The following is a 5143-nucleotide window of genomic DNA, read 5'->3' as shown; positions in this document are numbered from 1 at the left end:
ATATCATTACAACAGAAGATATTTTTTTAAATAGCGTCTTTGGCTTGTTTTAAGGAGTCATGTCTGTTTAAATTTGCGTCTACTGCTCCAATAGATTAGTAATATGAAAGTATCTCGTAACGAACTTCTTTACAGAGAAACCTATATTGTAATAGAACACAACCATGACGATGAATGGATCTATGTTAACTGGCGCGGCTATGTTAACTTCGATACTGTAACAGCCGGATGTGAGAAAATCCTTCAGTTGATGGAGGAAAGACAGTGTTTTAGAATCCTAAACGATAACACGAATGTAGAAGGTATATGGTCAGGTGCATCCAAATGGGTAGGTGAAGACTGGATGCCACGTATGCGTAAAGCCGGCATGACCTGTTTTGCATGGGTTTATTCCCCCAGCACGCTTAGCCGTCTCTCTACAGATAAATCGTTGCGACACATGGATGATAGTGAACACGTTGAAACATTTGATTCAATAGAAGCAGCAATGGATTGGCTCAGAATAAACTAAAGAATAAGCTATAAATCAAAAGAGAGCGACATGTTTGTCGCTCTCTTTTGATTTATAGCTGTTGATGCTACTTACAAAATTCCTTTGGTGCTAGGAATAGCGTCATCATTCAAATCTCTTTCTACTGCCATACGGATAGCTCGGGCAAAGGCCTTAAAGGTAGCTTCAATTTTATGATGCTCATTCTGTCCTTCTACCTTCACATTGATATTGGCCTTAGCGGTATCAGAAAATGACTTGAAGAAGTGGAAGAACATTTCTGTCGGCATGTCACCCACTTTCTCTCGTTCATACTCCGCCTCCCACACTGCCCAGGGCCTGCCGCTGAAGTCGATGGCTACCTGTGCCAGCGTTTCATCCATCGGAAGTATAAAAAAGCCGTAGCGGCTGATACCACGCTTATCGCCTAAAGCCTCCAGAAAAGCCTCTCCTAGGGCAAGGCCTGTGTCTTCTATGGTATGATGCTCATCTATGTGCAAATCGCCTTTAACCTGTATGGCAAGGTCTATCTTGGCATGTTTGGCTACCTGCTCCAGCATGTGATCGAAAAAGCCAAGGCCGGTTTTGATGCTCATTTTACCGCTGCCATCCAGGTTCAGATCTACCTGAATGTCTGTCTCAGAGGTGCTGCGGCGAATACTGGCAGTACGGGAAGTGCGTTGCCCCTTCAGGAAAGTATAAATAGCATCCCAATCGGTGGTGCTTAAGGCTGCTCCCTCGGCCTGAGTCTCCCCTATAAAGATCGCTTTGGCTCCTAAATTCTGCGCCAGTTTCACATCCGTAAGGCGATCGCCGATCACGAAGCTGTTTGCCAGATCATACTCGCCGGTAAGGTACTTTTTCATCATACCTATACCTGGTTTGCGTGTTTCCAGCCCCTCGTGCTCAAAGCTACGGTCTATCAGGATGTCATCAAATGTAATTCCCTCCGACTCCAGCACCTCCAGCATTTTATTCTGGTAAGGCCAAAAAGTATCCTCCGGGTAAGAAGCTGTCCCCAAGCCATCCTGGTTCGTCACCATCACAAACTCATAATCCAGCTCTTTAAAGATGCGGGCCATGTTGCTGATAGATTTAGGTATAAAGGCAAATTTCTCCAAAGAGTCTACCTGGAAATCGGTTTTCGGCTCTTCCAGTATGGTGCCGTCACGATCTATAAAAAGTGCTTTTTTCATGTGTTTAAAATTAGTCACAAGACGTTAGCCATAAGACTTTCCTTATGATATTTAATTGTCTTGTGTCCTGTGTCTTTAATCTTTTGTCCCAAACTCAGCTATTGCCTGCAAAAGCTTCTGGTTCTCTTCTAGTGTGCCTATAGAAATACGCAAACAACCTTCGCAACCTGCCAAACTTGATCTATTCCTAACTACTATACCTTTATCTAATAAATAGTTATAAAGACCATTCGCATCTTTTACTTTAACAAGTATAAAATTGGCATCAGAAGGATAAACATGTTCTACAGTTGGCAAACTTGGCAGTGCATGAAGCAGCAATTCACGCTCTTGCACTGTCTCTTCCACCATATCGCGCAGCGCCTCTTCGCGCTCCAATGCCTGCTGAGCCAGCACTTGCGTGGCTTGGTTAATGTTGTAAGGCGGCTTTATTTTGTTCATGACAGCAATAACCTCTTCGGATGCAAAGGCAAGGCCTAAACGCAAAGCGGCCATTCCCCAGGCTTTAGAGAAAGTCTGTAGCACCACCAGGTTCGAGAATTCCTGCAGCCGGGTTGTCCAGCTTGGTTGGGCAGAAAAGTCAATATATGCTTCATCTACCACTACAAGTCCTTTAAAACCGAGCAGAATATCCTCTATACTTTCCGGCTCTATCAGGTTACCCGTTGGGTTGTTGGGCGAGCAGATGAATATAAGCTTCGTTTCAGGCTTTATACTTAGCAGCACCTCCTCCACCGGAATCTGGAAATCCGCCGTTAGCTGTACCGCCTGCATTTCCACCTCATTCAGATTAGCCGACACTTCATACATGCCATAGGTTGGCGGCAGGTGCAGCATACTGTCATGGCCTGGGCGGCACACCATCCGAAACAGCAAATCGATGGCTTCGTCAGAGCCGTTGCCTAGAAAGATTTGCTCCGGCTTTACTCCTTTTATCTCCGCAATCCGCTGCTTTAGCTTTTTCTGTTGTGGGTCAGGGTAACGGTTATAGTTTTCTCCGGCCAAACTGCCGAGGCTATTTTCGTTGGCGTCCAGAAACACGCTGGCAGCTCCTTTAAACTCGTCACGGGCCGATGAATAAGCTTTCATCTTCAGCACGTTCGGACGGATAATATCGTTCAGGTTAAACACGGTCCAGTTCTTTAAGGCGTATACTTACGGCATTTTTGTGAGCTTCCAACCCTTCGGCCTCGGCCATTGTTTCAATGGTTTTGCCGATGTTCTGCAGCCCTTCGCGGGTGATGTACTGGAAAGTGACTTTCTTGACAAAACTATCCAGAGATACTCCACTATAGGCGCGGGCATACCCATTGGTAGGCAAAGTATGGTTTGTACCTGAAGCATAATCTCCAGCAGCCTCCGGGGTGAAGTGACCCAGGAAAACAGAACCCGCGTTGGTTATCCCATCCAGAAACTCTTCGAAGTTAGACACAGAAAGTATAAGGTGCTCCGGTGCATATAAATTAGAGAAATCAAGCATTTCATCCAGGCTCTGCAGCACAACACCAAGACTGTTGCTTAAAGCCTTCGCTGCAAATTCCTTACGAGGCAACACTTCAAGCTGTGCCTGCAACTCCTGCTCTACTTTTTGCAATACATTTTCAGAAGTTGTTAACAGCACCACCTGCGAGTCTGCGCCGTGCTCTGCCTGTGAAAGCAGATCAGCGGCCACAAAAGCAGGGTTTGCCGTTTCATCTGCCATCACCAATACTTCTGACGGACCAGCAGGCAAATCGATGGCGACACCGGCTTTGCTTACCAGCTGCTTTGCCACGGTTACATATTGGTTGCCTGGGCCAAAAATCTTATAGACTGCCGGTACACTCTCCGTACCAAAAGCCATAGCCGCTATAGCCTGAGCGCCACCTGCTTTGATGATGCGCGTTACCCCAAGTAAAGATGCCGTATAAAGTATGGCAGGGTGAATGTTTCCGTCTTTGGATGGAGGCGTACAGAGTACCAGCTCTTTGCAGCCAGCTATACGCGCAGGCACTCCCAGCATCAGCAAGGTAGAGAAAAGTGGAGCTGTGCCACCCGGAATGTAAAGGCCCACCTTTTCAATCGGAATGCTTTTGCGCCAGCAGGTAACGCCGAGCATAGTCTCTACCTGCTTCACCGGCTCTGCCTGCTGGGTATGAAATAACTGTATATTACTGTAAGCTTGCAATATAGCCTCTTTCAGCTCTTGTGGCACCTTAAGCTCAGCAGCAGCAATTTCCTGCTCTGTTACCAAAAGACTTTGTAGCTGTACCCCATCAAACTTTTCAGCTAACTGCAGGAGCGCATCATCCCCCTGCTCCTTTACCAGGTCAAAAGTTGCCTGTATGCCCGGCTCCAGTTCTTCCAGGTTTTTTGTAGGCCGCTTTACCAGCTCAGCCCATGTATCCTTAGCCGGATTAAGTATTTTCAGCATGGCGCTAGATAATCATTTTTTCAATTGGCACCACAAGAATACCCTGTGCTCCCGCATCCTTAATCTTCTCAATGATCTCCCAGAAATCATCTTCATTTACAACGGAGTGTAAAGAGCTCCAGCCTTCTTCAGCCAGTGGCAGTACCGTTGGCGCCTTCACACTTGGCAAAAGATCACTGATTTCTTCTATTTTATCATTTGGAGCGTTCAAGAGAATATACTTGGCCTTACGGGCGCGCTGCACCGCATGGATTCTGAACAATAGCTTTTCCAGTATCTCACGCTTCTCCTGCGAAAGGTCTTTTGTTGCAATCAAAGCAGCCTCAGACTTAAATACCCGTTCCACCTCTTTCAGTCCGTTGCTAATAAGTGTACTGCCTGAGCTTACGATATCACAGATAGCTTCTGCCAAGCCTATACTCGGCGCGATCTCTACCGAGCCGCTTATAGTATGAATATGTGCCTGCACACCCTGCTCTTGCAAGTATGCCTGCAACAGGTTTGGATAGGATGTAGCAATGTTTTTGCCGTTTAAGTCTTGAATAGAGTTATACTCAACGCTTTTAGGAACAGCTAACGACAGACGGCATTTTGAAAACCCTAGTTTTTCAACGGTGAGCTCCTGCTTGCCTTCTTCTACAAGTACATTTTCGCCCACTATACCTATATCAGCTACACCATCAGCCACATAGCCCGGAATGTCATCGTCGCGTAGAAATAAGATCTCGAGCGGAAAGTTAGTGCACTCGGTTTTTAATTTTAAAGAACTGCTGATAAAGGAAATACCACATTCACGAATCAGGTTCAGGGAGTCTTCGCTCAACCTGCCGGATTTCTGTATTGCTAATCGAAGCATACGTATTGTATAAGATGAAAATATCAAAAAAAAGGAAATGATGTTACACTTAGCTCTCAGCGAAGTATAAATTGGGCCAACGCCCAGCGGGGGCAATATAGTTGTAGTGATTCCTCTTACGAGGAATGGTGGATATGATGGAAATGTACATGCGCAGCCGGGGCAACAGGTGCTGCCCAAGTTGGAAG

The 5143-nt window shown here is 46.1% G+C and carries 5 protein-coding genes; 1 reads left to right on the top strand and 4 read right to left on the bottom strand.

Annotated elements, in window-relative coordinates; all coding sequences use genetic code 11:
* The first annotated feature begins 103 nt into the window (after positions 1-103).
* A complete protein-coding gene (locus ACFQ2O_RS19860; RefSeq protein WP_377532154.1) occupies positions 104-511 on the top strand; it encodes a hypothetical protein in 408 nt (135 codons plus the stop codon).
* A gap of 71 nt (positions 512-582) precedes the next feature.
* Here the strand turns inward: ACFQ2O_RS19860 and hisB are convergent, their stop codons facing one another.
* The 4 genes from hisB to hisG all read right to left on the bottom strand — a co-directional run bounded on the left by hisB (position 583) and on the right by hisG (position 4955).
* Positions 583-1686: a bifunctional histidinol-phosphatase/imidazoleglycerol-phosphate dehydratase HisB gene (gene hisB / locus ACFQ2O_RS19855; RefSeq protein WP_377532151.1), complete on the bottom strand. Its 1104-nt coding sequence runs from the start codon at positions 1684-1686 to the stop codon at positions 583-585.
* 75 nt (positions 1687-1761) lie between these two features.
* Positions 1762-2817: a histidinol-phosphate transaminase gene (hisC, locus tag ACFQ2O_RS19850; protein ID WP_377532148.1), complete on the bottom strand. Its 1056-nt coding sequence runs from the start codon at positions 2815-2817 to the stop codon at positions 1762-1764.
* Positions 2810-4099, bottom strand: a complete 1290-nt coding sequence (gene hisD, locus ACFQ2O_RS19845; RefSeq protein ID WP_377532145.1) for a histidinol dehydrogenase — start codon at positions 4097-4099, stop codon at positions 2810-2812. Before hisD ends, hisC begins: the two co-directional genes overlap by 8 nt.
* Positions 4100-4103: 4 nt before the next feature.
* Positions 4104-4955, bottom strand: coding sequence for an ATP phosphoribosyltransferase (gene hisG, locus ACFQ2O_RS19840; RefSeq protein WP_377532142.1), 852 nt, complete (start codon positions 4953-4955; stop codon positions 4104-4106).
* Positions 4956-5143 lie beyond the last annotated feature (188 nt).

This window comes from Pontibacter rugosus, from assembly GCF_042678745.1.
Taxonomy (GTDB): domain Bacteria; phylum Bacteroidota; class Bacteroidia; order Cytophagales; family Hymenobacteraceae; genus Pontibacter; species Pontibacter rugosus.
The sequence above is the reverse complement of the archived record's forward strand: the minus strand, read 5'-3'. Positions and strand labels throughout refer to the sequence as shown.